This is a genomic window from Winogradskyella arenosi (genome assembly GCF_003337305.1).
Classification (GTDB): domain Bacteria; phylum Bacteroidota; class Bacteroidia; order Flavobacteriales; family Flavobacteriaceae; genus Winogradskyella; species Winogradskyella arenosi.
Window position 1 is genome coordinate 132,129 of sequence record NZ_QPJO01000003.1, and the last position, 25,996, is coordinate 158,124.

The following is a 25,996-nucleotide window of genomic DNA, read 5'->3' on the forward strand; positions in this document are numbered from 1 at the left end:
CCCTATGTTCATTGGTTTTATAAAAAACCCGATGAAATACATATCATTTATTAACAAATTATCGAAGTTATTAACAATCCCCTCTATTTCCCTTGCTATTACTTGTGTAGCTTAATTTTCCTGATAAATTTGTGTACGGCTTTAAAAAAATAATCACTTTTATAACCGGTATTTTAACAATTTAAACTTAATATTTATGAACAAAACAGATTTAATCAACGGAATGGCAGAAAATGCAGGAATCACAAAGGCAGCTGCTAAAAAAGCATTAGATTCATTATTAATTGATATTGAAGGTGCTTTACAAAAAGGAAACAGAGTATCTTTAGTTGGTTTTGGTTCTTGGTCCGTATCAAAAAGAGCCGCAAGAGACGGAAGAAATCCACAAACAGGAAAAACAATAAAAATTAAAGCAAAAAATGTTGTGAAATTTAAGGCAGGTTCTGACTTAAGTAACGCTGTAAACTAAGCATTTTTTTGGTTTCAAATATAGAACCTGCTCTATGAGCAGGTTTTTTTTATCTTAATTTAAATGGTATTTAGTTGGTTTTTTAACAAAAAAAACATAGATTTAAAGAACTAATTATAGACTATTTAAGATGAACAAACCCGAAAAAGGCAATTTACTCATTGCCGAACCTTCCATTATCGGTGATATTTCATTCAATCGTGCTGTGATTCTCTTAGCGGATCACAACCCTTTAGGATCTGTTGGGTTTATTTTAAATAAACCTTTAAACTACAATCTTAAAGATCTCATTGAAGGCACAGAATCTGATTTCCCGGTATATAATGGTGGTCCCGTAGAACAAGACAATTTGTACTTTATTCACAAATCACCAGAGCTCATACCCAATAGCGTTGAAATCTCTCACGGCATTTTTTGGGGTGGCGATTTTAGTATCGTTTTAAACCTTATTAACCGTGGTGAAATTTCTAATGAAGACATTCGTTTCTTCTTAGGCTATTCCGGCTGGGATGAGCAGCAATTAGACCATGAACTTGCCTCTAATGCTTGGTTAATTTCAGAAAATATTTACCACAACCAAATCATTTCTAAATCTTGTAATAGCTTTTGGCGTGAAAAGATGTTAGAACTGGGTGGCGATTATAGTATTTGGTCTAATGCCCCAGAAAACCCAAGCTATAATTAAGTCGTTTCCGTTTTTTAGTACTCAGGCCAAAGAAAAGCTACGTTAAGCTTACTGTCTAACGCTTTTATACGCTTGTGCGCTAAATTCTAAGACAAAGCCGCTACTTCACCTAAGCACTTTCCGCTCGCAGATTTGAAACCCGTTTAAAGTACTTTGAACTCGGATTAAGACAATAATCTTAATTTTGCATTTAGCTTGTTTAATACCTTCTCTGCAAAATCGCTACTATACGTTTTTTTGCGGTACTTGGTTACGGGAACAATACCTTGGATTACGTTTGTTATAAATAATTCATCTGCTTTTTGAAGTTCAAACGGACTTATACTAGCCTCTTCTACAATAACGTTTACGTCTTTATCAAGGATTTCCAACACTTGCTTTCGCATCACCCCTTTTAAACAACCATCTTCTAAAGGTGGTGTTTTAATTTTGTCGCCTTTTACAAGAAATAAATTTCCATTTAAGGCTTCTATAATACTCTTGTTGGTATTCAGCACAAAACAGTTGTCAAAATCATTTTCCTGAGCGTAAATACTTCCTATGACCTGTATGGCTTTGTTATTCGACTTTAAACCTGACAATAATCCTGGCGCTACGTAATAATCTTTATAAAGATCAACAAGACAAGTGGCGGTTTCATCAATAGTATAAAACGGATCGTGATGCACTTCCGCCGTAATATTAAAAGCCACATTAGCTTCTTTTGAAGGGAAATACTTTCCGCCTTCACCACGATCTACATTAACGCGAACACGTGCTGCTGATGTCAGTAAATCATTAGCCTCAATGGTTTTTAAAATTTCAGCTTCAAGAAATTCCATCGTAAAAGCCATAGGAATGTCCATTCTTAAAATACGCATTGAAGACATCAGCCTAAAATAATGATCTTCCCAAAAGAAGATTTTACCATTGACCACTTTTAGAGTTTCAAAAAGAGCATCTCCATATTTATACCCTCTATTGGCTATTGTTAACTTTGCATCGTCTTGCGACACTAGTGTGCCATTATAATTTACCATAGTATTGGTTCTTCGCTATTATCTATCGTTCTAAATGATTTTTACTCAATAAAACCTGATTTAATTTTTTTTTAAAGCTTTCAGAACACAATTTGAAATTGCCCCCTGAGGCTGGTATAAATTTGAATAAAAAAGTCCCAATTTGATATTGTGATATCAAATCGGGACAAAGATATAATAGAATACTTATTTAGTGCTTATGCAGAGCCTAAAACTTGTTTTAAACTAGAGATTTGATTGGTCCAAAGCATTTTGCTTTCTTCTACTTCGTCTTCTTCAGCAAAGTCGGTAATCATTAAAGAAACATCTTTAGTAATTTCATCCACTTGAATTCTAATTTCGAAAAAACAGCTAGCGCCCTCTTCCTCATCGTATAACCATCGGAATTTGATGCGTTCGCCACTCTTTTTACTAAGAAGTTTGGCTTGTTCTTCGGAACCATCCCATATAAAAGTGAATAGTTCTCCTCTTGAGTTAACATTATCTGCAAACCATTCTGATAAACCAGAAGGTGTTGATATATATTGGTATATAAGGGTTGGTGATGCCTGGATCACAAACTCCATTTCAAATTTTTCTTTATCGTCCATATTAGTCCTTGTATTATTTGCTCAATATATGTAAATATCCTTGAGTTTTAAACATTAAATTAATTTTATTTTTTTTTAGTTTTTAATGTTTGTGATATTCAAAAATCTTTATATATTTGCAGCCGCAATTACGGGTATGTTCACAACACTAAGTTTTGAAAATTTTAATTGCGAATTATGGCGAGGTAGCTCAGTTGGTTAGAGCGTTGGATTCATAACCCAGAGGTCACGAGTTCAAATCTCGTTCTCGCTACGATCTTAATAGGTTACAAACAAACGGTTTAGTTCACTCTAAACCGTTTTTTTATGACTATACTCAATGAATTTCTTACCTTTGAACATAATTCTGAACACGATTCTGCACACAATTTGTCACACAAAAGAGATTTTTCAGCTCCCAAAATTTACTCCGCAAAAGGCGATATCAAAAAGCGTTGGTACGTATATTTCTCATTTAGAGATCCTGAGACCAAGAAGCTAAAACGTCAAAAAAATATTTACGGAAACGCCAATACTTATAAAACTAAAGAAGATCGTTTAGCGTTATTATCGCGATATCGCAAAAGGCTTTTAAAATTGCTTCAGCAAGGCTACAATCCTTATGTTGATAATACCGAGCTATTCAAAAAACTTTCAGAAGAAGCCAATGCTATACCAAAAGCATCGGTTCCAAAGAAAGCCTATGTACAACCTATCACTTTTCCAACGGAACTTCTGAAAAAAGAAACTCCTGCACCAAAACGGGAATTTTTAAGAAAGGAAATCCCAAAAGTAGAAGGCTTGCCATTACGCAAAGCTTTTGATTTCAGTTTAAAAATTAAGGCCAACCAAATTTCAAAGCGATCACTTAAAGATTATGAGTACACTACCATTGCTTTTATTAAATGGGCTGCTGAACATAGGCCTGATGTGACCTCTATTAGACAAGTGGATAAGAAAGTAGCACTAGATTACCTTAATGCTGTTTTAATTCGCTCTAGTGCTCGAAATAGAAACAACAACAGACTTAATTTAAGTAGTTTATTACAAACCTTAGAGGAGAATGATCATATTGATTATAATCCGATTAAGAAGATACCTGCATTACGCAGTATCCCTACAAGGAACAAATCATATACCACTGAAGAGCATCAGAAGATTTTTAAATATTTAAAGACGGAAGACCCTATCCTACTCCTCTTTATTAAGTTTATCAGTTATAATTTATTAAGGCCTGTTGAAGTCTGTAGGTTAAAAATTAAGGATATCAATATTCAAGATAAAACAATTCAGTTTAAAGCTAAGAACAGTCCGTTAAAAACGAAGCTTATTCCAAATAAGATTATTGAAGAGCTGCCTGACTTATCAAAACTAGATCCAGAAGGCTATTTATTTACGCCTATTAAAATTGGTGGCGAATGGGATGCCACCGATGTAAATAAGAGTAATTATTTTTCTAAGCGTTATAAATCTGTTGTAAAAGATCACTTCAACCTAGACAAAGATCAGACCTTATACAGTTTTAGACATACGTTTATTTCAATTTTATACCAATCTTTACTTAAAGGTTCATCGCCTCATGCTGCAAAAAGTGAATTAATGAATATTACAGGACATGCCACTATGGATGCCCTTGAAAAATATTTAAGAGATATTGATGCGGTAATGCCTAAAGATTATTCTAAGCACTTTGATAATGACTGATATTTCTGAACAATTAATAGCGAATATTACGAAAAAGTATATCTTTTTCTTTCCTAGTGCGATCTATTCTGATGTTGAAACCTCTATACTCGCAGGGATGATCGCCAAGGATTCCTATGATGTTGTTGCTTACAACCAAGATCAGCTAGGAGCTATTACGCATGATATAGAACAAATTGCTCTAGTTGATATCTTAAATAAGAATAAGGTGTTACAGAACAATTTGTTGTTACTCTTAGACACCAAGGACAAGGTGAGTAAAAACGTCTTTCAGTTTATTCTTGATGACTACAAACAGCATATGGATTGCCACTTATTTATCACCTCTTGGTTAGTGGATAATGTGAAGCACACTTTCCCTAATCTGAATATTTCAATTTTTAATGCCTTTAAAAGTCAAAATCTCTTTTTTACAAATCATTATGCGCAATTAGAGCAGTACTTTAATTTGAATCCATTAGATGCAAAACCAGACCGTACTGCTATTCTAAAAAACATGAAGTCGACCTTTTCCATACCTGAATTGGAGAAGGCCTCGTCAATGGTTCCAGTAAAGCATAAACCAAAGACACCTAGGAAAAGACCTAAACTACAGATCGATGATGATGCGATTGACCACTTTTTGTTGAAAACGGTTTTTAATGTTGATTTATAGTCATATTCTAAGCTAAAAACGGTAAATAATGTTAATTTAGCGTCAAACAAACGTTTATTACACGCTAAATGACTCATCAACAATTTTATACTTGTGACTATTGTTTTAAGGAATTTGAACCGAAAAGACGTCGTGTACAAAAATATTGCAGCGATACCTGTCGCTCAAAAGCTTATCATGCCCGCAAAACATCTACCAAGCTAGCAGCTCCATCGGAACAAATAACGGTCCCCGATTTCTCTACTTTACCAAAGCCCAAAATGTCTTTAAGTGGTGTGGGAAATGCCACGGCAGGAACCTTAGCAGCCGATGCCATTAAAAGCTTACTAACCAAAACGACCAATAAACCTGCAACCAAAGGCGATTTAAAGGCTTTAATAGAGACTTTAAATGGACGCTATCATTTGGTTAAAAATATGCCAGCCAATGAATTTGGGCAATACCCATACTTTGATTTGGTTGAGGGGGTTTTGGTTTATTTGAGTATCAACACAACTATTTAGTCTATATTCCTTTTCAGATATTAATTATATTTCTTAAAATTCTCTGCCTGTTCAAAGATCTCTTTAAATACCTCATCTTTTGTAACTGGTGGGTAGTCGTTCTCGGCTAATAGAATAATTAAATCTACCTTTAGTTCTGCTTTGATATCGTCTCGTTGATTCCAGTCGGTATATTTTGCTTTATCATCCACTACTTTCTTCACTTCTTTAGATAAGTGAATGAGTTTATCTTCTGGATAATCAAAATCATATTTATGGGCAATGGCTTTTAAAATATCGTAAAAGGCTTTTTCTTCAAAATCAATCCCCATATCTTGAAACGACTCTTTTTCTTTTCTAAGCTCATGATACAAGTCTATTATCTCGTCTGTAAAATCTTCTAGCACGTTACTTTGTAGTATATCTTGTTCACTGCGCTCATTATATCTATCTACTATACTTTTAAACTTTTTAGAAAAATCAATCCCTTGCATTTTGTTTGTTTTTTTAAGCTCATCTATGGCTTTTAATAGTAGCTGCTGCAAGAGTTTTATTTTGGTATTTGGTAATTTTATTTTATCAATTTTAGCTAGGTATGCATCGTCAAAAATATCTATTTCGGTTTGCTGGTCTTCGCCTAGCTTAAAAATCTCTTCTACCCCATCGCTCTGCAAAGCTTCTTTTATCATTTCGCGCACTCTTGCATTCATTTGTGCGGTATCTGGTGCATCGCCTTTGGTTAGTTTGAATACGATAGAACGAATGGCAAGGTAAAAATGTATATGGTCTTTTTGTTCTTCCGTAAATGCATTGGCACCACAACAAATATCATAACCGGCTTTTAAACGTTTTACAATATTCATAAAACGGGTTTCTATTTGTTTTGTACGTTGTACAAATTCTGCAGCTAAGTTTAAGCATTCTAATTGTTTGCTTCCTTCTCCAGAAAAATAATTTGAGGCATCAAACTTATGAAACAGTTTTGCTAACAAATCTAACTGGTCTTTAACCACTACAATAGAGGTTTGTATGTCTTCAAAATTCTGACTATCTACGGCAGAATATTGTTTTAAGGCTAAATTCATTTGTTTTTTAAAGCCTATATAATCTACCACTAAACCTTTTGACTTGGTCTTGTACTTTCTATTTACTCTAGATATGGTTTGTATTAAATTATGTTGCTGTATGGGTTTGTCTATATACATGGTATCTAAAAATGGCACATCAAAACCTGTAAGCCACATATCTACCACTATGGCGATTTTAAAATTAGACTTTTCGTTTTTAAACTGGCGGTCTAATTCTTTTCTATCGTCTTTAGTGCCCAATAAATTATACATCTCTTCTAGGTCGTCTTTACCGCGTGTCATTATCATTTTAATGCGTTCCATGGGTTTGATGTCCTTCTTCTCTTTTTCCGTGAGTGTTGACCCTTCCTCAAAAGCCTTAACCTCAGCCCATTCTGGACGCAATGCAATAATCTCTTGATATAGATTAAAAGCTATAGGCCTAGAACTACATACAAACAAGGCTTTCCCTTTTATGGTTGCCCCCTCCTCTATTCTGGTTTCATAATGCTTTACAAAATCTTCTGCCACAGCTTTTAATCGGTCTGGATCGCCAATAATGGCATTCATATTTGCAGATGCTTTTTTACTTTCTTCTATTTGATAATCGTTTGCACCTTCTTCTGCACATTGGTTATAATAGGCTTCAATTTCTTCTAATTTGGAATTCTCTAAGACTACTTTAGCAGCACGACCTTCATAGACAATACGCACTGTAATTTCGTCTTTTTCGGACTCTGTCATGGTGTAGGAATCTATAATATCTCCAAACACATTTAACGTAGCATCTATTGGTGTGCCTGTAAAACCAACATAGGTTGCATTTGGCAAAGAATCGTGTAAGTACTTCGCAAAACCATAGGTCTTTTTGACACCATCTTCGGTAACTGTTACTTTTTGGTCTAGATTAATTTGACTACGGTGTGCTTCGTCTGAAATACAAATCACATTGGTTCTATCGGTTAACACGTCTAGGTCTTCTGTAAACTTATGAATGGTAGTTAAAAATACACCACCACTTTTACGGTTTTGAAGCAATGTTTTTAACTCATTTCTACTTTGAACTCTAATTATATTATTATCGCCAACATATTCTTTTGCATTGGTAAATTGACCAGATAATTGGTCGTCTAAATCGGTACGGTCTGTGATAATTATTAATGTAGGACTTTTAAAATGCGGACTACGCATTAACAATCTAGACAAAAACAACATGGTATAACTTTTACCACAACCAGTTGCACCAAAGTAGGTTCCTCCTTTTCCGTCTCCTTCTGGCTTTTGGTGTTGTTTTATATTTTTAAGAAGCTTTGTAGCTGCATAATATTGCGGATAACGACATACTATTTTAAGCTCGTGTTTATTAGAATCTGGAAAGTATATAAAATTATGAATGACCTCACGCAGTCTGTTTTTGTTAAACAAACCTTGTATCATGGTGTACATACTATTAATACCATCTACTTCTTTATCTAAGCCTAATACTTTTCGCCATGCGTAGTAAAACTCATAGTTAGAAAAAAACGAACCCATTTTACTATTTACCCCATCGCTAATAATACAAAAGGCATTGTACTTGAAGAGTTCTGGAATATCTCTTCTATACCTATTAGTTAATTGGTCGTATGCATTCCAAATAGTTACATTTTCTTGAATAGCTGTTTTAAATTCAAAAACGACTAAAGGTAAGCCATTGATATATAAAATACCATCTGGTATACGCTTTTCGTAACCATAAATTTCTAACTGGTTAACAATTTTATAGGTGTTGTTGTCTTTATCTGAATAATCTATAAGATGAATGTATAAGTCTTTTTTAGAACGGTCTTCTCGCTCTAGCTGAAACCCATTAGAGATCAGTTTCATGATTTGCTTATTAGACTCATATAAATCTGAAGCGCTAAATACTTCTAGCTTACGGATAACAGAATTAATTTCGGTATCTGTAATATTATCGTCTTTATATTGGCTTTGCAAATAGCTTTTAATATCTGCTTTAATAAGCACATCTTCAGGCTTACGCTCAATGGTATTTCCTAACACATGTGGAATACCTTCGTGACCTAATAACTCTATAAAAACGTTTTCTAATTGTGCTTCTGTGAATTTGCTCATTTTAACTATAACTAACTTAGTTCTCTAAATATAACTCTTTTGTAGAAGTTATATGAGGCTCTTTAATTTCTTTAATGCCTATTTCTTGTTCTTTTACAATAGCAGCAATACTCACCAAAACATTAATGCCATGCATACTATCTGGGTTTTTAATTCCTAAATACATCTGTTGAGTAAATTTACTTGTAATCTCAACATTAGCAGCTATGATATTTTCTCTTGTGCCAATAGGATAATCTTTAAAAGCGTCTTTATTTAAAAAGAGACTATTATTTGAATGATCTAATAAATACACATCACAATAATCTGCTCCTGGTGGAGTAGCTAATTGATCTATAGCAAAGCCTAGGCTTCCTGTACTATCCACTAAATTACTTAAATCTGAAACTAAATTAATTTGTTCATTGGTGCTTTCTATCAAATCATTATCTCTAAAGGACGACACTGTATAATACCATTTTACTGTATTTTGAGGTAAAACAAAAGGCAGTGTAACTCTAGACTTGCCTCCTTTAAACATAGCATTAGAACCACTATTCACATAGAAATGCTGATTTTTAGTCACTTCCTTTACTTTATATGACTCGCTTTTAACATATTCTTCTTGTCTAACCGTATATGTTGTATCTGTTAAAGTACGTTCTTTTACTGTGGTATTAAATGAAATTAAATCTTCTGAAACTGGAATTCTATCTATTTTAAAGTTACATATACGCCTTGCTAATGACGTATTTTCAAATTTAAAAATATAAATCCCAGTCCTTTTTATCACAACCTCCTTCTGATTAATAGTTATAACATTAAAGTCTGAGTACACTTTAGAAGCCTTATATTCAATTATTTCAAAATTCTTGAGTTTTTTACCACGTTCTTCTGAGTAATTAATAATTATCTTATCCCCTTCTGCAAAACCATAAGCCATGTGATGCGTTGACATTGGCGCTATTCTAAAATTTAAGTCAGCAACGTTTATTGGGCTTGTTTCTGCTTTTAATTGGGTTGAAAAGGTGAGTAATAGTAACAGTAGGTAAATCTGTTTCATTTTTAATTATTTAATTTTAGTATTAAGTTTATAATTGTTCGTAATAAGTTTTAATTTTAGCAGCCATTAGCTTACGTCGTTCTACAAGAAAATCATTATAATCTAAATGCGTTGCCTTATGTAATGTTTTTGGTATATCATTTAGCAAAAGGTTTTCTTCTAATCCTATTTTAGAATCTAAAGTACTAATATCAAAAACGCCATCTTCAATTTGTGTTGCAACCTTAGCTATGTAATTTTGTGGTGTTAACATGCCCACTTTAATATTAGTAGCTTGTTCTGTGTACACAAAATTTGCTACTTGATTATATTGCTTTGGTATAAACCCATTTTGTGCTAAGTATTTTTTTGGAAAAATATGATGTACATCGCCGCGCTGCTCAATTAAGCTACTAATTTTCATGCTTTTTGATAAAAATGCTGGTGCATTACCATAACATTGCGCTGCTAAATACACATTATAGGCATTGTTATTAACACTAGAAGATTCTAATTGATTTACCAATGAAAATTCCCAAAATCCCTGTCCTAAATGGTTTTGTTCCATTTGCTGTAAATATACCTTAACACCTTTCTCATTAATTTGTTTGATGTCTTCATCAATCATAGATTCTACAGACCCTGAATAACGACCAATAAGTAATGACATTACTAACCAACGCTTAACATAGTGTTGAATCTCCGATTCTGGCATACACTCATTCCGTAGTTTTAAATACAAAGCATAGGAAAAGTTTAAACTGTTTTTTGAAGCGATTAACTTCTGACTTATTAAACCTGCTGACTTTACCAACATAATAAAACGTTGGTAACTGGTTTGGTTAACAAAATCTGTTAAGCCTTCTGATAGCAGATTATAACTACATTCTGCAATATCGCTCTCATACGTTCTAGTTTCAAAATTACGACCAGACAGCAACGCTACTAAATCGCTAAATTTTCCACGACTAAATTTATAGGTAAATGCCACACGTAACACATCTATATAATCTGGAATGTACAAATCGTCACTACCTGTTGCCATCCATTTAGACGCTTTGTAATAGTCGCTATTAGCGAATACAGTATCGTTATCTAAAATGTGTTTATTGAAATCTTTATCCACTAATAGTCTACAAAAATAATCGACTAATTTTCGCATTTTATTTCCGCCATAAACCTCATCGGAAGCTATTTTAGACATCACGAAGTCTGCATTACTCAGCACCACCCCTTTTTGGTTGATACGAATAAAGATATCGGTTACTGTATCTATATCTAAGGAATGGTCTAACTCAATAATACCAACCTGTTTGGTTTTTACACCTTTTAGCTTTTCTATTGTTTTAATAACACTTCGTTTGTCTACTTCTGGATTTAAATTCATGTACTCATCTATAGCTTCAAAAACAGAAATCTCGTCATTAACTATAGGGTTGATATTATTTATCCATTCTGAACTTTTTTCAAAAGCCTTATTTAATACCTCAAATTTTTCTGTTATTGGATTAAAGGCAATTCGAATATTAATTTCCTTATAGTTTTTATTTAAAACACGTTGCCCAACCACAGCAGCGGTTAACGCGGTAATACGTTGCTGCCCATCTATTAAAACTTTTTTTCCCGCAGATAATTCTCCGTTTTTTAATTTTACATCTGGATTACGCCATGTAATAATATAACCTACAGGATAGCCTTGATATAAAGAGTCTATTAAATCTCTCACTTTTGCACTTTTCCAAACAAACGGCCGTTGTATTTCTGGTATGGCAATTTCACCAGATTTTATCCAGCTTAATAAGGTTTCTACAGGTTGTTGGTGTACTGAGTATTTTGCCATTTAGTATCGCTTGTTTAATTATTTTTAATTTCTTGCTTTAGAATTTTTTCGAGCTTAGTAAAGACGTCAACAAAACCATCACCTTTTAGTTTGTTATATATAACATCTCCCAAAGTTCTTATTTCTGATTTCTGGAGTTTGTAAGATCTAACAGCAAAATGCGCATAAACTTTATTTTTAGAATTATAAAAACTAGCATTTTCCTCACCTGATAAGGTTACACCTCTATAACGTTCTTTATTAATTAAGGCTTTCCCCTTTAACTCAACAATTAATCTTAAAGTGCCATCTGTTTTAAGCAAATCTCCATAAATAATAGTAAACATTAAATTTTTGTCTAATTTAGAGATATAGTAAGATAAGACATTACCTAAATTACCCGAAGACTCGTAAAGTTTAATATTTAATTTTTCACCTTCTAATAGCCTATATGCTTTTTTAACTTCATTTTCTAGATGTTTTCTAGCAGAAGATTTATAAGCTATAAGATTGTTGATTTTTTGTTGATTTTCAAAATAAAAGTTAAAATCATTTTCGTTCATAAGTGGCTGGCTTAAGTTTATTGTGTTTTGGTAAAAGTCTTTTAAAAACACCACGTATTTATCATTGGCATCTAACAGGTAGTTACCCAAATTTTGCATGACTTGATTGAGTAATTGCAAATGTGTAATATTTATAAAATATGGATGATATATTTTAGAAATTGGATGTAACGACAAAACCACACCCATTTTTTTGGTTGCTACCACATCAGTATAATATAACTCTAAATCGTTATTAAGATGATGATACACTTTGTTTTCTATAATTACGGCTTGCTCATTATTTTGTAATAGAATATCTATACGTTTTTGATCGCTCACACCATACTCCGTAAATACTTTAAAATCAAAAAACGGATCTATAAGTGTGCTATCTTTATTAATGAGCTCAAACAAACTTGTAACAAATAAATCCTTAAACTTATGCACCTCATTAACTCTAAGATAAAACGCATAAATATTAGACAACACATTCTCGTAATGTGGTTGTTTAGCGATGCCTAAAAAGGTTTTGGGTTTGCCTTTAATTTTAGGGATTTCGTTTTTATCTAAAAACGCTTGTAATGACTCTAAATTAATCTTTTCTTTTCCTTCTAACATGTTACTTCCCAAATTATAAGTCTTGTTTCCATATTAATTTTGTCCGCTAAAATTAGCTCGTCATGCAAAATATTAGCATTAAAACTTAAATTCAACTCATTCATTTTCTCAATAAAACGAAAGTCAAAATTTGATGTTTTTTTTGAACACAAAGCATTGACTAATTGTTCTTTTATTTCATAATTTGAAGGAAACGGTCCTAAAAGTCTAGATTGTAATTGATGCCCTAACATTTTAGCATCTGCAACACAGATAAAATACGCTTTGCGTTTGGTAAAATAAGTATCTAGCCCTAAACGAATCATATCGTTTAGTGTTTTAATTAATTTAGCTGTTTTATTTATAGTACCTTTTTCGTTACTGTTTTGTTTAAATAAACCAAATTCTGCACACAAATTTAGTTTATCGACTACCAAATCCATTTTTGGGTTTTCTTTTCGGTATGAATGCATATTTTCTCTTGGTGTATAACAACATTTATCTATACTGTTTTCCAATACTATTTCATAATTTTTTAAGTCACGTTCTAAAGTAAGTGCTGTAAAAAAATCATAACGCACAGAATCTTCTCCCATTTCTAATAAAGGGATGTGACTACAACGCTCTGTAAATAATTCCTTAAACTTTATAAATACATCTTCCATAATTGCTATCGTCTATCAAAATTAACCAACTCCCATTGTGCGATGCTTTGCTGGCTCTCTTTAGCTTTACATCTTATATCTTGTATAATTTGCAAATAGGTATCTGCACATTCTAACTGCGTCCAATTCACTAAAGGTTGCTTGTATAAGCGTTGTTGTATAATTCTGTCTACAGGGCAATGTGGTGGTTCTGGTATAATACCCAAACACCAGTAATATTTTAAAGCCAGATTTAGTAGTTTTTGGCTGACACCGATATTAATAGGAGCTTTTAGTACATGACTAAAGTTTTCTGTAAACCGACTTATGGCTTGCATATTTTCTATATGAATGCTATCCTCTGTTATTGGTGTTTTGTATTGACTTACAACAGTATTCTCTACTTAACCTCTTAGCTTGTTTCTAAAATAGGTACGGTCTTTTTCTTTGGTATTGGGTTTGTAAATACCTGTATGCTGAAACGCACCACCAAAGGTTAGTAACCAAATTTCTTCTATTAAGAAGGCTTGTTGTTCTTTTTGCATAATTTAACTATAATATAGTTCTGCTATATATTAATATGAGTATCGTATAATTTTTTATTGTCTCTAATTTCAATAGCCTTTTCTATATAAGTTTTATGAGATACTTTAAAATCTTTCCACTTAACATTTAAAATATAAGATGCTTCACCCGAGTAAACATAATAACCACTACAAATCCTTCTATCTGGATTTTTCACATTAAACATATTTGCTTTAATAATTTCAAATAATAAAGAGGTCTTATAATTAGTGCAATTACAATCTGAATCTTCTGAAATATACCAATCGTAAGAATTATTTTCATCAGGTAAAACCACTGCAATAACTCCATTCATTCTACTGGTTCTATCTGCTCTTGTCGTTTGTCTTAAAGAATAAGAAACTTCCCACGGTATCCATTGGTCGCTTTCAGCTTTAAATGTTTCTTTCATTCCTTTTGAAATCATAACAATTGTTACACTACTATTAAAAATTTTATCTTTTAAAGCAGACTTAATAGTTTCATCAGCAAAATGCAGAAGACTTTCTCCATCTTTTTCCCCTAAATTGATATTATCCTTACCAATTATTTCCTGTAACTCATCCACATAATCCCTAACTCTCGTTGCTCTCGCCGTTCTATAAATTCTTCCAAAAATCTCAATTTCATCTACCTTATTTAAATCTGGCACATGTGTATCTCCATATTTATACGACACAAATACTTTTCTTCCCATAACTATATTTTATCAATTAGAAGTTCTTGAAATGTTGATGAAAACGCATAATCATTTTGAAATCTTTCATTTTTATTAATGCTATTTTCATATATGAATTTTGCAGCAGCTCCTGTACTTGCTAGTGGAATAATTAGAGCCTCTGGATGAAATTCTCTAAACATCTTATATTCTTCTTCCACACCTTCCATTCCTCCAATAAAAATACCAGCTGCAAATTCATTTCCACCAAACATTAATTCACGCATGAGTCTGATACTTTTATCTTCATCATCTAAAAGAATAGGAGTCTGAATTACATTTTTAAATTTATTGTTATCCTCTGGATAAGATTTTTTAAAAAATTTAGATTGATATAGAGTTACATGATTTTGAATATCCATATTCAGCTTTTGCAATACAAAATTAACCAAAGGTGTAATTGATGGATGTCCTCCCCAAATCAATCTGTGATTTGGCAATACAGTTGTACACAATGCGATAACAGCATCACGGATAGCAATAACGTCAGCAGTTTCATAATATCGAGGATCTCTTTCAGGAAGTGGTATGCTTGCTGAAAGAAATATGTTTTTTAATTCTTTTCTAGCCATTCGTCAAAATTTTGTTTCTTAATTGTTTGAACCTTCAAATAACCATTTAACCAATCTAAATGGTTGAGCCATTTATTTCTTATTCTTAGATCGTCATAGATTAAATGAACGCTATCTACTTCAAAGTCTTTTATTTCTTTAATGATTTCTTCTGATTGATTACAATTTACCGATTGTGGTACACCTACACTCGGAATAAAAATTCTCCTTTTTCCATTATCTAATTCTTCAGAAATAAATCGTTCTGGTTGTAAGTTTATTTTTTTACCATGCTTATTAGCATAATTGGTAAACTCAGTAATTAAATTATCTTGTCTAGATGCTAGATTTCTAGCTCTCAAAGACTCCACCTCTTTTACCAAATCATTTATAAAAACTTCGGTTAGTTTAGATGTGTTTTCATCATTAAATACACCATTTTCAAAATCAGTATTTTGAAGTTGTTTAGGTAAACAAACATGTGCCATAGCCTCCAATTTATGATTTGGCCAAACTAGCTGAATTATACCTATTTGTTTTGCACTAGCTTCTGCAATTTCTTCTGTACACCAATAGCTTTCTAAAAATTTAGGTGTGTTTAAGAGTACAATGACATCACAATCTGTCATTCTATGCCAAAGTTCTTCTTGAAAGGGTTCTCCTGGTTTTATTGAATGTGTATCTAAAAAAACATCAAAATTATTTCTTTCTAAGGCTTCATATAATTGTATTGCTACAGATGAAGATTCACTTCTCTTGTAACTCACAAATACTTTTCTAGAAGACCGTAATAATTCAAATGCTTCTAATGCCAGATTAACAATCTTTATATCTTTAGTAGCATCATATAAAAGACCATTTTGGTTTTCAAGTATTTTAGGAATCTCATCACTGAAGCTATTTTCTGTATAATAGACTGGTAGTATTAATGTACCATCTTTTATTAAAGTCTCCGTTATTGTTAAGTCTTTAAAACTTCCATTTTCATCACCAAAATATATTGCAAATGCTGGCTGATTACCACTATACTCTGTATTAAAATTTCCGTGATTTATTATTTTAAAATAATCTCGCTCTAGTTTTAGTTCCTCTATTTTTTTATAAAATAAATCTATTACTTTATTTGAAAGACTACCAAGATTACCTAAAACTATTAATCGATATTTATATTTCATAAGCTTTAAACTTTTACTGTTTTGGTGTCTACTTTTGACATTTTGGAAAGAATTATATTTTTAGTTTCAACCAACAAATCAATTTCTTTATTAATTAATTCTGTCTTTTTAGTTATTACTAAAAGGTTAGATTCTAGCAATTCTCTAGTTTTATAATTTGGCAATAAAAAAGGGATTGCTTGTATTACTTCTCTTTTGGCTATGTTTGGTATTGCACTACCACCTGATTCGCCAATAAGTAAACGTTTACCTTCTTTTGAACTTAAAAAATATTTAATACAAATTGGACTTATTATTGAAGAGTCAACTCTTAATATTAAAAGAGCTTGATTTATAATACCTATTGGATCTGTAGTTTTAACGTATGATAATTTACCTAAATTAACTCCAGAACAACTAATTAAAATATCATTTGCTTTTACTGAGAATCTTTCAAGTGACTTAAATTTATCCTTATCAACATAATAACGGAAATTTCTATGTTCATCCAAAACATGTTGTTGTTCATAAACAGGTATACCAGAATCTCTCATATCTGCAACTTTCAATGCTGATCCAAATGGGCCTCTTATATAACCTTTGTTATCTAGCAGACTGCCTAAATCACTCACTACAAAAATCTCAGGAATCTCCATATCCAACTCCTCATTATAAATCATTTCTCCACCAGAGGATTTATATGGTTTGCCTTCTGCATTAGGAAACTCAAAATCCACAAACCAATGTTTATACAAGGCTTGTGCGGTGTCTTCTAGTTTTTGGTTTAGGGTTTCGTTTAGTTTTATACGGTTTACAATGGTGTTGTATTCTGCTACTAATTCACGTTGTTTTTCTATGGATGGGATGGGTAGTTCTGTTTCTTCTAATTCTTCCCAATCAAAAGTTTCTCTGGCGCTCCCATGCGATTTGAAACGTGCATAACGGTCAAATTCTGGTCGTCTAAACCACATCATTAAATATTCGGCATTTAATAATTCATCATCTATAATTTCAAAAACGGTATAAGCTTGAGAGACTAATGCTTTATCGTATTCTTCTAAAAGTGCAATAGAAATTTTGTCGCCATTTCTAGAGGTTACAGGCCCATAAGCAAATTGATTTTTCTCAATAATTTTATAACGAGACATATCTGTACCCACAGTGTTGGCGATAGAAGGCATTAATACTTTTTTTATACTAACACCTAAAAGTGTTTCAACTTCAAGATTTTTGTTTCTAATATTAACTACCTGAATGTAATCACCTAAACGTTTATAGTTTAATTTAGCTTCGCTGATTTCACAATTCATACCCTAAATTTTTAAACACGTTTAGCAATTCAGTTTTAGATTGTGCTTCTTCTTTTAAAAGCTCTGCAAATTCGGTCTGTAAACTTTTCATCTTCTCATCAAAATTGATGTTTTCGTCTCGGTTGACAAACTCAACGTATTTACTTGGTACTAAAGAGTAATCTTTTTTACGCACCTCTTCTAAAGAAGCAGAATAGCAAAACTCTGGAATATCTTTATAATCGCTTTCAACTTGTTGCCATTTGTGATAGGTTTCACTTATATCACTAATATTATCTTCTGAAAACTGAGTATATTTCTTCTCAAAAGGAATTCCTGTCTGTCTTAAATCCATAAACAAGATTTCGTCTTCTCTGTTTCTGTAGTTTTTTTCTACATCATTCAGTTTAACTTGACGTTCTTTTTTATTATTATTTATAATCCAAAGCGTTACCGAAATATCTGTGGTATAAAACAAGTTACGTGGTAAAATTAGAATAGCTTCTACCAACTTATTTTCAATCAGTTTTTTACGTATCTCGTATTCGGTTCCTCCACCAGATAAAGCACCATTGGCTAGTATAAAACCTGCAACACCATTGTCTGAGAGTTTAGACACCATATTTAGTATCCAACCATAATTGGCGTTTCCGGTTTGTGGTACTTCGTAGCCTCGCCAACGTGGGTCGTCTAATAACTCGTCTGCTGCTCTCCAATCCTTTTGGTTAAACGGTGGATTTGCCATAATATAATCTGCCTTTAAATCTGGGTGTTGGTCTTTGGCAAAGGTATCTGCTGGCACATCGCCCAAATTGGCAGCTATACCACGTATGGCAAGGTTCATTTTTGCTAACTTATAGGTTGTTGCTGTGTATTCTTGCCCATAAATAGAAACGTCTTTTTTATTACCATTGTGGCTGTCTATAAATTTCATAGACTGTACAAACATACCACCAGAACCACAAGCAGGATCGTAAATTTTACCTTTATAAGGTTCTATTAACTCTGCTATAAGGTTTACAATACTTTTAGGTGTGTAGAATTCGCCTTTTCCTTTTCCTTCTGCAATGGCAAATTTGCTTAAAAAGTACTCGTACACACGCCCAACAATATCTTGTTGTTGGTCTTTTAAAGTGTCTATATTGTTTATGGTATCTAGTAAAGCGGCTAGTTTACTCACGTCCATATTTAAACGAGAAAAGTAGTTGTCTGGCAATGCACCTTTAAGCGATGGATTGTTTTTTTCTACAGTATATAAAGCGGTATCTATCTTTAATGCAATATCATCTTGTTTGGCATTGGCAATGATATAGCTCCAACGGGACTCTTCGGTTAAATAGAATACATTGTCTTGCGCATAAAATTCTACCATATCTACAAACCGTTCTTTGCCATCGTCTATGAGCTCTTGACGACGTTTCTGGAATTTATCACTAGCGAATTTTAGGAATATTAAACCTAGAACGACGTGTTTGTATTCTGAGCTTTCTACCGTTCCTCTTAGTTTATTTGCTGAATCCCAAAGGGTTTCTTCTATAGATTTTGTTTTTTTGGTGGTTGCTTTTTTAGCCATTTATCTTATCTTTTCTTTTACAGTAACGTATTGTGCTAATTTAACACCTTTACTTATTTCTGTACCATAAGATTCTGGCATTTTAGCTGCTTTAGCTATTTCTTTTTTATTATATCTACCTTCTTTAATTTCTTTGGCATATTTGATACCAAAAAGATGAATCATCGCAACGGCTTCTCCTTCTTGTGCATTGTGATAGAGATTTCCTAATGCTGTTCCTAGCTCGTTAATTGTCATTGTTATTAGTTTTGGGTTATTAGTTTCAAAATAGTTGTATTACATCACTTTTTCAGCTAAATACTTTTGTACTTCGTACACATCGATACTTTTATTAAACTTTTTGCTTACCGATGGGCTATTCTCACTGGAAATCCAAATTTTGAGTTCGGCATCTAAATCAAAGGTTCCTGAGGTTTCTAAAGAGAACCGAGAAATGCTTTTGTATGGCATAGACTTGTACTCTACTTTACTTCCTGTAATCCCTTGCACGTCTATAAGTATTAAACGCTTATTAGTAAACATAAACACGTCTCTAAACAATTTAAAACCGAGTTCTATTTGCTCATTATCGGTTAATAAGCGTCCGTATTTTGTAGTTAATTGTTCGGTTGAAGCTTGGCTTGCGTTGCCAAGTATTTTGTTCAGTAGTCCCATAGTTTTTTTGTTGGTATATTGAAATTAAAAATATAAAGGTCAATCGTTACGTAGTTGTTTAGGAAACATGTCATATGTTGGTAGTTAGAGCTACAAAACAAATATCGTTGTCTGTTCGAGCGCAGTCGAGAACTAATCGCATAACCAAAACAGGTTTCGACTTCGCTCAACCAAACATTTAGGTAAAATTTGAACACGCGTATAGGTAACTATCTACTGACCGCTATAAAAGTAATCATTTAGCTTTTTAATTCTTCAATTTTAAGTTTAGCTTCATTAAAATTGGCTTGAATTGCTTCTAAATTTTTTATAAATAAGGTTTTATCTGCCCCATACTTTTCTAATTTAATATACCAGGTGGCTTTACTTTTATTTACAAAATACCCCAATTGAAACCCATCCTCAGTGATAAATTTATTTTCTAAATAATCAGGACTTAGCTGAATATCAGTTTCTACTTCTAGTTTTAAGCTATTAAAAGCTTTTATAACTTCTAATAAATCTGAATATTCAATAGATGCCGTTGAATTTCCATATTTACCAGGTTTTTCTATTTGATAAAAATAACTAATTTCATTCCCACTATTTAGTTTCCTTATTCTAGTAGTAGCAACTGTATAATTAGTTTTCAAGTCCGTTAAATTAGTATCTGTAAATTTTGTAATAACCCCTGTTCGAGAAGCAAATTTCTCCATTTTTGTTTCTTCTTTCTCTACCTTTTCCTTAAGGTTCTGAGAAAAACTAAATGTCGTTATCATTAATGCTAGAATTGTTAAAAATTTTTTCATTTTTTTTGTTTTTAAATTGGTTTTATAAAAATCAATCAATTAATGGAAAACTATAATTACATTGTAATTACCTATTAGACAAGTAAATTATAGTTGCAAGTACAGTAATCCATACGGTATTCCGTAATAACAAAAGTTTAATGTTGATAGCATCTACCACTGCTATTTTTAGTTTTTCGTTTACAACGTTTACCTGCTTGCGTTTTCGCTGTACATTGAGTGGCAATGGTCTTTTTTGAAGAATTAGTTTTTACTTTAGATGTTATAATTTTAGCTTTTGAAGCTGATCCTTGACTATTGTTAGCTATTGGCTTACATATCTTACATGCTATATATCCTAAACTAATCGCTTTTTTTAAATCTATCTCTTTTTTAGAATGCTTGAGGTATTGGCAATTGCTTTTATGATACTTCTCTCCCGTTTGCGTTGTATATACGGCTTGAGCTAACGTGACAGAACTAAATGCCAACGTTAGAAAAAATAATAAAAGCTTTAACTGTTTCATTATTTAGCTTTCTTTTTTTTATTACTCCTCCAACTCCATGGCGCAATAGCATTTGGGTCTCCCCAAAGCCCTATTTTAATTTTACGCGCTTTATCTTCTATATCTTGTAATGTAGAATCATTAGAATACCTTACATAGTGCCAGGCATATCCTGCTTTTAGCAACTCTTCACTGAGATTTTTATCTACATCGTAAATAACATTGGCTATATACCTGCCATAACGATCTTTATTTAACACTACAATCTCTATATTTTTGCCAAAAACAGCATCTGAAGCAAATTGTTTTGCGCGTTTAGAGAACGGCTGTTTTCGCTCTGGGCAATCTATATTTGCTAAACGGACTCTAATTAAAGTAGAATCTTTTTGTAAAAGTTTAAACGTATCACCGTCTGTGATTGCTGTTACTTTGCCATATAATATGCTTTGAGCATTAATAGTAAAACAAGACAGTAAAATAATTATAATAATTCTTGATTTCATTAATTATAATATTATAAGTTTTTAAAACTAACGTTTTAGGCTTTCTAATTATAAGAATTAACGAAAATTTTACCTCTTAACTAATTTACATTTTTTACAACTCATTTTATTTGATAGAATCATTTTATGATTTTTAAAAGTCTATGAGTCGCTGATAAATAATCAAATCAGTTTTCTTTAACCAATGCATTAATTGCTTTAATTCTCATATCCTTCTGATGCTCAATTGTTATATCATAATCATTTTCTTTATCCCCATATTTGGACATTAACACAAAAAGTTCTATCGCTAAAAAAAAGAAAAACCAAAGTAACCAAACCCCAAGTGAGACGTTAGAAGTAGTGATAATTTCGAACATTACTTCTATCTCATCTAAAAACCCTTTCTTTTGCATTAATTCCTCCCTTAAACCCGATCTCATATTTATTAGTTGCTGAGAAAGTTCATTTCTGTTAATTCGAAGATTTTCAATTTGTCCATCAATTGTTGGTAAAAATTCAGCTTTGGGATTAGGTATGGATGAAGCTGTATAGGTTCGCTCAATTAATGTTGTATCCTTTAGTCTTGTAACGGCTTCTCCAGAAATTATTTCCGTAGTTTCTACCTTTGACGGGGTTCTTTTAGTAGTGCTTGTCGGAATTTTTATTGTTGGTTGTTTTGTAATTTCTTCTATTAATAATTGCCGTTCATTTTCCTTATCCGCAATAACACTATCCAATTGTACAACTTGATTGTTTATTTCATTTGTTCTTTGCGGCAAAATTACTTCCACTTCATTTTCTACCGAGAAAATTTTATGTTTCTCAACATCTTCTTTAAATAAAATTTGATCTATAATAACAGAACCTAATACTGCCATTATTATACCTATTAATACTCTAAATACAGCCGCCGCTTTACTTTTACTTCCTAAAATAATTTGCCGTTCTACTTGTATAATAATAACAACCATAACTAACGCTGCAACAGTTGCTCCTAAAAAATTTAATTGTACATACTCACGCGTAAACAAAAAACCAATTAAGGCCCACAAAATCATAATTATCAATAAAGCTGCCGTATATTTCTTTACAGATTTTTTACTCGCTTCACTGCAAGATTTTATTAAAGGATAATTATATCCACATAAAAAACATCCAAATTTTAACCACCAATTTTTAAACATTTCTTTCTAAAATTTCGTCTGACATTGCTGCCAATCCTCGTGAAAACCCTCGTTGATATGACAAACTAATTCTTTCAACCAAACCAATTCCTTCATTAAATTCCTTTTCAATATTGTTCAATTCATTAATTGCTTCATCAACTTTAGTGAGTTGAGATTCTAGTAGTTTCACTGTATCTATCAATCCTGCACTTTGTCTAGATTGTATATGAAAATTAAGGTCTTTTTTATAGTCTTCATAGGATCTAAAAGCTCTTTTAATCATAATCTGCAAATCATATTTTAAGAGCTTTAAATTATCCTTGCTGTACGATAAATCAGGATTTATAATAGCATCATCATATCCATTATTTTCGAAATCAGTAGCAGCATGCTTATAAATCATTTCTAAATTAATCATTGATGATATATTTGAAGCAGGTACATCCTCAACATCATTTTCTTCAATGAATAATTCTTTTGACGGAATATTAGAAGTCCGCTCACTGTTTTTTTTATTAAAAAAACTAAATAATCCCATAAATTAAATATATTTAATTGGCACTTTATATAATTGATGCCCTTTTTGATGACAATTTTTACAAAGAGTTATTAGCAAATCATCTTTATATGCCCATGGCTTTTTGAATTTTCTGTTTTTTGAAAAAAAATGATATTGCCTATGATGAACTTCTAGGTTTTCAGCATTCTTACAAACTCGACAGACACCTTCATCTCTTGCTATTATACGCAACCTTTTATCTCTCCATCGTTTATCAAATAACAAGGCTCCGTAAGACCCATGATTTCCATTAATTAGATTAGTTTTTTTTTCTTTTTGAATTTTATATCTCAAAATTTTCAGATTATCATTAATAAACTAAATATCTAATTATTATTTAAATCAACGTTCTCATCCCAAAGAGTAATAGGTTTCATACAATGAATCCAAATCATCGCAATAATTGGTGATACAAATCCGAAAAAACCCCAACCACCTGAACTTCTATTTAATTCTGTTGCTTTGTTTGCACATACTATCATGCCTACAACTCTTAATCCCAATTGAATAATAACAACTGCTCCTTCCATTTTATTACATTTTAATTTCTAGCTCTTCTTTTGCTCTTTGCTTTAATTCGGAAAGCTTTTGAAAATTTCGTTTGTGTTTGGTTATTTCTTGAAAAATCGATTCTGCTAATTCCTGCTTTTCAGAATTAATAAATCTATCTGGATGACAAAGCCTACTTAAATTCTTATATAATCCTCTAGAACTATTAATACTATTCATCACATTTCCCATATCGATACTTGATGATTTTACAGAATTTAATTTGTCTTTTGATATATCTGCAAAGTCAAGGTTGACGTTTCTCTTTTTTAATTTAAAAACAAGGTAAATTATAATTATGCATTCAATAATTGCTAACCAAAACCATATCGAAATAGATAAATCAATATTTGACGCAGTCACCTCTGTCCCTTCTGCAATAGATTTTGATAATGCACTATCCTTTTTAATTTGAATTAAACTAACTATCATAATTACTAATTTAAGAAACCACCAATTTTAGCAAACTCTTTTAAAGCCCACTTAACACCATTATAACCTTTATTTGAATGAACCTCCAAAGTATCCCATCCTAACGTAATTAACTTTCTAGTTAATTCTTCGTTATCCAAAATAACACGTCCAATCTCTACTAACTCACCTCTCTCCAATGGTCTACCCGAAAGCGCTTTTATCCTAAAACCACTCGCCATCCATTTTGAAAATGCATGCTTATATGTACTTTCTCCTCTTGTAATTTTTGCCTCTAATAGTGTAGGCGCAGTTCCTTGGATGAAAGCATATTTAGCTGCCCTATTAAAATCCTTCACTAATCTGTAGCGTTCTGCCACCTCGCCAAACCATTCAGTTATTTCTATTATTTTATACCACATCTTTTCACTAATTATTTATTCTAAAAGAGTACCATCTTCAAAAATTATTTTTTCTGGCTTCCATACAACCTTTAGATCCTTTAAATCCTTATTTCGCAATGCCTTATCACTATCTGTAAATTGATTGTAATCTGTTTGGGCATTATAAGTAACTTCAGCCCCAGCGTTAATTGGTTGATCATAAACGAGGTTCAGTGACTTTATATCTTCATCAAATAAATTCGTGAACGTTATTGAGCCTTTTATTGCCCTTATATTCTTATTAGATTTGTTTTGAATAATAAATTTGTAAGTGATATAATCCTCGTAACTGTATTTTGTAAAGCCCTTTGAGAAACAAGAGACCAAAACAGATTCAGATAATCGTTTTATTTTTTCATTTTCAATTCTCAATGCCTTAGCCGCTAACTCTTTTTGCTCTAATTCAATTTTTTCTTGAGCTGATTTCCATTTCTTTCCATCTTCTAATATTTCTGAATAAGTCATATCTTCCAATGTTTCTCCTTGAAATTTAAGTCTCATCATATTTCCTGTCATTAAGGAAAAGTCTGTTGAATCCATTTTGGCCTTTAATTCTTGTATATCTTGTTTAGCTGTATTTTCATTAAATTTTCTATCTAGTGGAGATGAGCAAGAAGCAGAAAATATTATTATTAGTAGAAGTAGTAGTTTAGTTTTCATTACGTTAATTATTAAGATTAAAAAAAGGCTGTATATTTATTTTGTTGAATATGAATTATTTAGTATAATAATAGAAACCATTAATTTTATTTTATCGACACGAAAATTCTATATAATCGTCCAAGCATTTAGAAAAATTCTAATTTCTAATTTCAGAGGGTACTCATAACTAATTTCATGAACACCACTCCCTATTTACTTGTCTATTTTATTTACTACTAATACTAGACATGGTTTTAGATTGATACAAACTTATACTCATTAAAAATCAAATCCTTACGGGAATCCTCAATTGAATAAAAAAGAGGAATGACATATCAATTGATTTCATTCCTCTAAAGTATTCACTCTTAGTAAGAGCTACTCACCATTATTTGACATTACGGAGATGTTGTTGGAGGTGTTGTTGGCGGCGGAGGAGGTGGTATTTCTCCATTTTCACCACAACAGGCTTGTGGTGCTACATCTTCAACCATACTTTCTGGATTACATGATAAAAAAACAGAATTAAGGAAAACCGTAAGTATTATAACATATATTTTTTTCATTTTGCTTT

General features: G+C 32.0%; 32 protein-coding genes and 1 tRNA gene. 6 read left to right on the forward strand and 27 right to left on the reverse strand.

The window, feature by feature from the left end; all coding sequences use genetic code 11:
* Nucleotides 1–196: 196 nt before the first annotated feature.
* The gene (locus DFQ08_RS09615) at nucleotides 197–469 is read left to right on the forward strand and encodes an HU family DNA-binding protein (RefSeq protein ID WP_114309814.1); all 273 of its coding nucleotides are present in this window, start codon (nucleotides 197–199) and stop codon (nucleotides 467–469) included.
* Nucleotides 470–599: 130 nt separating this feature from the next.
* Nucleotides 600–1,154 (forward strand): YqgE/AlgH family protein, encoded by a 555-nt coding sequence (locus DFQ08_RS09620; protein WP_114309815.1) that lies wholly within the window; start codon nucleotides 600–602, stop codon nucleotides 1,152–1,154.
* A 164-nt stretch (nucleotides 1,155–1,318) separates the two neighbouring features.
* Here the strand turns inward: DFQ08_RS09620 and DFQ08_RS09625 are convergent, their stop codons facing one another.
* Both DFQ08_RS09625 and DFQ08_RS09630 read right to left on the reverse strand, forming a co-directional pair.
* Nucleotides 1,319–2,173: an aminotransferase class IV gene (locus tag DFQ08_RS09625; RefSeq protein WP_114309816.1), complete on the reverse strand. Its 855-nt coding sequence runs from the start codon at nucleotides 2,171–2,173 to the stop codon at nucleotides 1,319–1,321.
* A gap of 197 nt (nucleotides 2,174–2,370) precedes the next feature.
* Nucleotides 2,371–2,763: an START-like domain-containing protein gene (locus DFQ08_RS09630; protein WP_114309817.1), complete on the reverse strand. Its 393-nt coding sequence runs from the start codon at nucleotides 2,761–2,763 to the stop codon at nucleotides 2,371–2,373.
* A gap of 179 nt (nucleotides 2,764–2,942) precedes the next feature.
* Here DFQ08_RS09630 and DFQ08_RS09635 point away from each other — a divergent pair.
* The 4 genes from DFQ08_RS09635 (at nucleotide 2,943) to DFQ08_RS09650 (ending at nucleotide 5,604) form a co-directional block, all read left to right on the forward strand.
* Nucleotides 2,943–3,016 (forward strand) — tRNA-Met (locus tag DFQ08_RS09635).
* 53 nt (nucleotides 3,017–3,069) lie between these two features.
* Nucleotides 3,070–4,446 (forward strand): tyrosine-type recombinase/integrase, encoded by a 1,377-nt coding sequence (locus tag DFQ08_RS09640; RefSeq protein ID WP_114309818.1) that lies wholly within the window; start codon nucleotides 3,070–3,072, stop codon nucleotides 4,444–4,446.
* On the forward strand, nucleotides 4,439–5,101 hold the full coding sequence (locus tag DFQ08_RS09645) for a hypothetical protein (RefSeq protein WP_114309819.1): 663 nt from the start codon (nucleotides 4,439–4,441) through the stop codon (nucleotides 5,099–5,101). Before DFQ08_RS09640 ends, DFQ08_RS09645 begins: the two co-directional genes overlap by 8 nt.
* Nucleotides 5,102–5,169: 68 nt before the next feature.
* Entirely contained in the window at nucleotides 5,170–5,604 is a 435-nt protein-coding gene (locus DFQ08_RS09650) for a hypothetical protein (protein WP_114309820.1), read from the forward strand.
* 20 nt (nucleotides 5,605–5,624) lie between these two features.
* Here the strand turns inward: DFQ08_RS09650 and DFQ08_RS09655 are convergent, their stop codons facing one another.
* The 25 genes from DFQ08_RS09655 to DFQ08_RS16180 all read right to left on the reverse strand — a co-directional run bounded on the left by DFQ08_RS09655 (nucleotide 5,625) and on the right by DFQ08_RS16180 (nucleotide 25,988).
* Nucleotides 5,625–8,765 carry a type I restriction endonuclease subunit R gene (locus DFQ08_RS09655; RefSeq protein WP_114309821.1) on the reverse strand — a complete coding sequence of 1,047 codons (3,141 nt, stop codon included), beginning with the start codon at nucleotides 8,763–8,765 and terminating at the stop codon, nucleotides 5,625–5,627.
* A gap of 16 nt (nucleotides 8,766–8,781) precedes the next feature.
* Nucleotides 8,782–9,807 carry a hypothetical protein gene (locus DFQ08_RS09660; protein WP_114309822.1) on the reverse strand — a complete coding sequence of 342 codons (1,026 nt, stop codon included), beginning with the start codon at nucleotides 9,805–9,807 and terminating at the stop codon, nucleotides 8,782–8,784.
* Nucleotides 9,808–9,835: 28 nt separating this feature from the next.
* A complete protein-coding gene (locus DFQ08_RS09665) occupies nucleotides 9,836–11,626 on the reverse strand; it encodes a GmrSD restriction endonuclease domain-containing protein (protein ID WP_114309823.1) in 1,791 nt (596 codons plus the stop codon).
* A gap of 14 nt (nucleotides 11,627–11,640) precedes the next feature.
* On the reverse strand, nucleotides 11,641–12,768 hold the full coding sequence (locus DFQ08_RS09670; protein WP_114309824.1) for a PD-(D/E)XK nuclease family protein: 1,128 nt from the start codon (nucleotides 12,766–12,768) through the stop codon (nucleotides 11,641–11,643).
* Nucleotides 12,762–13,412: a hypothetical protein gene (locus DFQ08_RS09675; protein WP_114309825.1), complete on the reverse strand. Its 651-nt coding sequence runs from the start codon at nucleotides 13,410–13,412 to the stop codon at nucleotides 12,762–12,764. Before DFQ08_RS09675 ends, DFQ08_RS09670 begins: the two co-directional genes overlap by 7 nt.
* A 5-nt stretch (nucleotides 13,413–13,417) precedes the next feature.
* A complete protein-coding gene (locus DFQ08_RS09680; protein WP_114309826.1) occupies nucleotides 13,418–13,729 on the reverse strand; it encodes a hypothetical protein in 312 nt (103 codons plus the stop codon).
* Nucleotides 13,730–13,795: 66 nt separating this feature from the next.
* Entirely contained in the window at nucleotides 13,796–13,936 is a 141-nt protein-coding gene (locus DFQ08_RS16170) for a hypothetical protein (protein ID WP_181858390.1), read from the reverse strand.
* A 23-nt stretch (nucleotides 13,937–13,959) separates the two neighbouring features.
* The gene (locus DFQ08_RS09685) at nucleotides 13,960–14,652 is read right to left on the reverse strand and encodes a TIR domain-containing protein (protein ID WP_114309827.1); all 693 of its coding nucleotides are present in this window, start codon (nucleotides 14,650–14,652) and stop codon (nucleotides 13,960–13,962) included.
* 2 nt (nucleotides 14,653–14,654) lie between these two features.
* The gene (locus tag DFQ08_RS09690; protein ID WP_114309828.1) at nucleotides 14,655–15,245 is read right to left on the reverse strand and encodes an SLOG domain-containing protein; all 591 of its coding nucleotides are present in this window, start codon (nucleotides 15,243–15,245) and stop codon (nucleotides 14,655–14,657) included.
* Nucleotides 15,227–16,399 carry a toll/interleukin-1 receptor domain-containing protein gene (locus DFQ08_RS09695; RefSeq protein WP_114309829.1) on the reverse strand — a complete coding sequence of 391 codons (1,173 nt, stop codon included), beginning with the start codon at nucleotides 16,397–16,399 and terminating at the stop codon, nucleotides 15,227–15,229. Before DFQ08_RS09695 ends, DFQ08_RS09690 begins: the two co-directional genes overlap by 19 nt.
* Before the next feature lie 5 nt (nucleotides 16,400–16,404).
* A complete protein-coding gene (locus DFQ08_RS16265; protein ID WP_220235583.1) occupies nucleotides 16,405–17,688 on the reverse strand; it encodes a restriction endonuclease subunit S in 1,284 nt (427 codons plus the stop codon).
* Nucleotides 17,678–19,240 carry a type I restriction-modification system subunit M gene (locus DFQ08_RS09710; protein WP_114309830.1) on the reverse strand — a complete coding sequence of 521 codons (1,563 nt, stop codon included), beginning with the start codon at nucleotides 19,238–19,240 and terminating at the stop codon, nucleotides 17,678–17,680. The genes DFQ08_RS16265 and DFQ08_RS09710 overlap by 11 nt, the downstream gene beginning before the upstream one ends.
* Complete coding sequence (locus DFQ08_RS09715) at nucleotides 19,241–19,477, reverse strand: HTH-like domain-containing protein (RefSeq protein ID WP_114309831.1); 237 nt, start codon at nucleotides 19,475–19,477, stop codon at nucleotides 19,241–19,243.
* Nucleotides 19,478–19,516: 39 nt separating this feature from the next.
* Complete coding sequence (locus tag DFQ08_RS09720; RefSeq protein WP_114309832.1) at nucleotides 19,517–19,894, reverse strand: PH domain-containing protein; 378 nt, start codon at nucleotides 19,892–19,894, stop codon at nucleotides 19,517–19,519.
* A 239-nt stretch (nucleotides 19,895–20,133) separates the two neighbouring features.
* Nucleotides 20,134–20,682, reverse strand: a complete 549-nt coding sequence (locus DFQ08_RS09725) for a hypothetical protein (protein WP_114309833.1) — start codon at nucleotides 20,680–20,682, stop codon at nucleotides 20,134–20,136.
* Nucleotides 20,683–20,819: 137 nt separating this feature from the next.
* Entirely contained in the window at nucleotides 20,820–21,188 is a 369-nt protein-coding gene (locus tag DFQ08_RS16175) for a hypothetical protein (RefSeq protein ID WP_181858391.1), read from the reverse strand.
* Nucleotides 21,188–21,670 (reverse strand): thermonuclease family protein, encoded by a 483-nt coding sequence (locus DFQ08_RS09735; RefSeq protein WP_114309834.1) that lies wholly within the window; start codon nucleotides 21,668–21,670, stop codon nucleotides 21,188–21,190. Before DFQ08_RS09735 ends, DFQ08_RS16175 begins: the two co-directional genes overlap by 1 nt.
* 167 nt (nucleotides 21,671–21,837) lie before the next feature.
* Nucleotides 21,838–22,836 (reverse strand): DUF4407 domain-containing protein, encoded by a 999-nt coding sequence (locus DFQ08_RS09740; RefSeq protein WP_114309835.1) that lies wholly within the window; start codon nucleotides 22,834–22,836, stop codon nucleotides 21,838–21,840.
* On the reverse strand, nucleotides 22,829–23,356 hold the full coding sequence (locus DFQ08_RS09745) for a hypothetical protein (protein WP_114309836.1): 528 nt from the start codon (nucleotides 23,354–23,356) through the stop codon (nucleotides 22,829–22,831). Before DFQ08_RS09745 ends, DFQ08_RS09740 begins: the two co-directional genes overlap by 8 nt.
* A 3-nt stretch (nucleotides 23,357–23,359) precedes the next feature.
* Nucleotides 23,360–23,671 (reverse strand): HNH endonuclease, encoded by a 312-nt coding sequence (locus DFQ08_RS09750; RefSeq protein ID WP_220235584.1) that lies wholly within the window; start codon nucleotides 23,669–23,671, stop codon nucleotides 23,360–23,362.
* A gap of 32 nt (nucleotides 23,672–23,703) precedes the next feature.
* The gene (locus DFQ08_RS09755) at nucleotides 23,704–23,907 is read right to left on the reverse strand and encodes a hypothetical protein (protein WP_114309837.1); all 204 of its coding nucleotides are present in this window, start codon (nucleotides 23,905–23,907) and stop codon (nucleotides 23,704–23,706) included.
* Between the two features lie 4 nt (nucleotides 23,908–23,911).
* The gene (locus DFQ08_RS09760; RefSeq protein ID WP_114309838.1) at nucleotides 23,912–24,358 is read right to left on the reverse strand and encodes a molecular chaperone DnaJ; all 447 of its coding nucleotides are present in this window, start codon (nucleotides 24,356–24,358) and stop codon (nucleotides 23,912–23,914) included.
* 5 nt (nucleotides 24,359–24,363) lie between these two features.
* A complete protein-coding gene (locus DFQ08_RS09765) occupies nucleotides 24,364–24,759 on the reverse strand; it encodes a hypothetical protein (protein ID WP_114309839.1) in 396 nt (131 codons plus the stop codon).
* A 15-nt stretch (nucleotides 24,760–24,774) separates the two neighbouring features.
* Nucleotides 24,775–25,440, reverse strand: coding sequence for a hypothetical protein (locus DFQ08_RS09770; RefSeq protein WP_114309840.1), 666 nt, complete (start codon nucleotides 25,438–25,440; stop codon nucleotides 24,775–24,777).
* Nucleotides 25,441–25,820: 380 nt separating this feature from the next.
* Nucleotides 25,821–25,988 (reverse strand): hypothetical protein, encoded by a 168-nt coding sequence (locus DFQ08_RS16180; protein ID WP_181858404.1) that lies wholly within the window; start codon nucleotides 25,986–25,988, stop codon nucleotides 25,821–25,823.
* Nucleotides 25,989–25,996 lie beyond the last annotated feature (8 nt).

Bases quoted from the DNA above. Each gene is read 5' to 3' on its own strand.
- DFQ08_RS09715 (WP_114309831.1), bottom strand. From the start codon at position 19,477: ATGACAATTAACGAGCTAGGAACAGCATTAGGAAATCTCTATCACAAT.
- DFQ08_RS09770 (WP_114309840.1), bottom strand. From the start codon at position 25,440: ATGAAAACTAAACTACTACTTCTACTAATAATAATATTTTCTGCTTCT.
- DFQ08_RS09620 (WP_114309815.1), top strand. From the start codon at position 600: ATGAACAAACCCGAAAAAGGCAATTTACTCATTGCCGAACCTTCCATT.
- DFQ08_RS09680 (WP_114309826.1), bottom strand. From the start codon at position 13,729: ATGCAAGCCATAAGTCGGTTTACAGAAAACTTTAGTCATGTACTAAAA.
- DFQ08_RS16175 (WP_181858391.1), bottom strand. From the start codon at position 21,188: ATGAAACAGTTAAAGCTTTTATTATTTTTTCTAACGTTGGCATTTAGT.
- DFQ08_RS09690 (WP_114309828.1), bottom strand. From the start codon at position 15,245: ATGGCTAGAAAAGAATTAAAAAACATATTTCTTTCAGCAAGCATACCA.
- DFQ08_RS09675 (WP_114309825.1), bottom strand. From the start codon at position 13,412: ATGGAAGATGTATTTATAAAGTTTAAGGAATTATTTACAGAGCGTTGT.
- DFQ08_RS09615 (WP_114309814.1), top strand. From the start codon at position 197: ATGAACAAAACAGATTTAATCAACGGAATGGCAGAAAATGCAGGAATC.
- DFQ08_RS16265 (WP_220235583.1), bottom strand. From the start codon at position 17,688: ATGAATTGTGAAATCAGCGAAGCTAAATTAAACTATAAACGTTTAGGT.
- DFQ08_RS09725 (WP_114309833.1), bottom strand. From the start codon at position 20,682: ATGAAAAAATTTTTAACAATTCTAGCATTAATGATAACGACATTTAGT.
- DFQ08_RS09650 (WP_114309820.1), top strand. From the start codon at position 5,170: ATGACTCATCAACAATTTTATACTTGTGACTATTGTTTTAAGGAATTT.
- DFQ08_RS09740 (WP_114309835.1), bottom strand. From the start codon at position 22,836: ATGTTTAAAAATTGGTGGTTAAAATTTGGATGTTTTTTATGTGGATAT.
- DFQ08_RS09630 (WP_114309817.1), bottom strand. From the start codon at position 2,763: ATGGACGATAAAGAAAAATTTGAAATGGAGTTTGTGATCCAGGCATCA.
- DFQ08_RS09655 (WP_114309821.1), bottom strand. From the start codon at position 8,765: ATGAGCAAATTCACAGAAGCACAATTAGAAAACGTTTTTATAGAGTTA.
- DFQ08_RS09625 (WP_114309816.1), bottom strand. From the start codon at position 2,173: ATGGTAAATTATAATGGCACACTAGTGTCGCAAGACGATGCAAAGTTA.
- DFQ08_RS09710 (WP_114309830.1), bottom strand. From the start codon at position 19,240: ATGGCTAAAAAAGCAACCACCAAAAAAACAAAATCTATAGAAGAAACC.
- DFQ08_RS09760 (WP_114309838.1), bottom strand. From the start codon at position 24,358: ATGATAGTTAGTTTAATTCAAATTAAAAAGGATAGTGCATTATCAAAA.
- DFQ08_RS09640 (WP_114309818.1), top strand. From the start codon at position 3,070: ATGACTATACTCAATGAATTTCTTACCTTTGAACATAATTCTGAACAC.
- DFQ08_RS09665 (WP_114309823.1), bottom strand. From the start codon at position 11,626: ATGGCAAAATACTCAGTACACCAACAACCTGTAGAAACCTTATTAAGC.
- DFQ08_RS16170 (WP_181858390.1), bottom strand. From the start codon at position 13,936: ATGCAAAAAGAACAACAAGCCTTCTTAATAGAAGAAATTTGGTTACTA.
- DFQ08_RS09765 (WP_114309839.1), bottom strand. From the start codon at position 24,759: ATGTGGTATAAAATAATAGAAATAACTGAATGGTTTGGCGAGGTGGCA.
- DFQ08_RS09695 (WP_114309829.1), bottom strand. From the start codon at position 16,399: ATGAAATATAAATATCGATTAATAGTTTTAGGTAATCTTGGTAGTCTT.
- DFQ08_RS09720 (WP_114309832.1), bottom strand. From the start codon at position 19,894: ATGGGACTACTGAACAAAATACTTGGCAACGCAAGCCAAGCTTCAACC.
- DFQ08_RS09645 (WP_114309819.1), top strand. From the start codon at position 4,439: ATGACTGATATTTCTGAACAATTAATAGCGAATATTACGAAAAAGTAT.
- DFQ08_RS09735 (WP_114309834.1), bottom strand. From the start codon at position 21,670: ATGAAATCAAGAATTATTATAATTATTTTACTGTCTTGTTTTACTATT.
- DFQ08_RS09685 (WP_114309827.1), bottom strand. From the start codon at position 14,652: ATGGGAAGAAAAGTATTTGTGTCGTATAAATATGGAGATACACATGTG.
- DFQ08_RS09755 (WP_114309837.1), bottom strand. From the start codon at position 23,907: ATGGAAGGAGCAGTTGTTATTATTCAATTGGGATTAAGAGTTGTAGGC.
- DFQ08_RS09660 (WP_114309822.1), bottom strand. From the start codon at position 9,807: ATGAAACAGATTTACCTACTGTTACTATTACTCACCTTTTCAACCCAA.
- DFQ08_RS09745 (WP_114309836.1), bottom strand. From the start codon at position 23,356: ATGGGATTATTTAGTTTTTTTAATAAAAAAAACAGTGAGCGGACTTCT.
- DFQ08_RS16180 (WP_181858404.1), bottom strand. From the start codon at position 25,988: ATGAAAAAAATATATGTTATAATACTTACGGTTTTCCTTAATTCTGTT.
- DFQ08_RS09670 (WP_114309824.1), bottom strand. From the start codon at position 12,768: ATGTTAGAAGGAAAAGAAAAGATTAATTTAGAGTCATTACAAGCGTTT.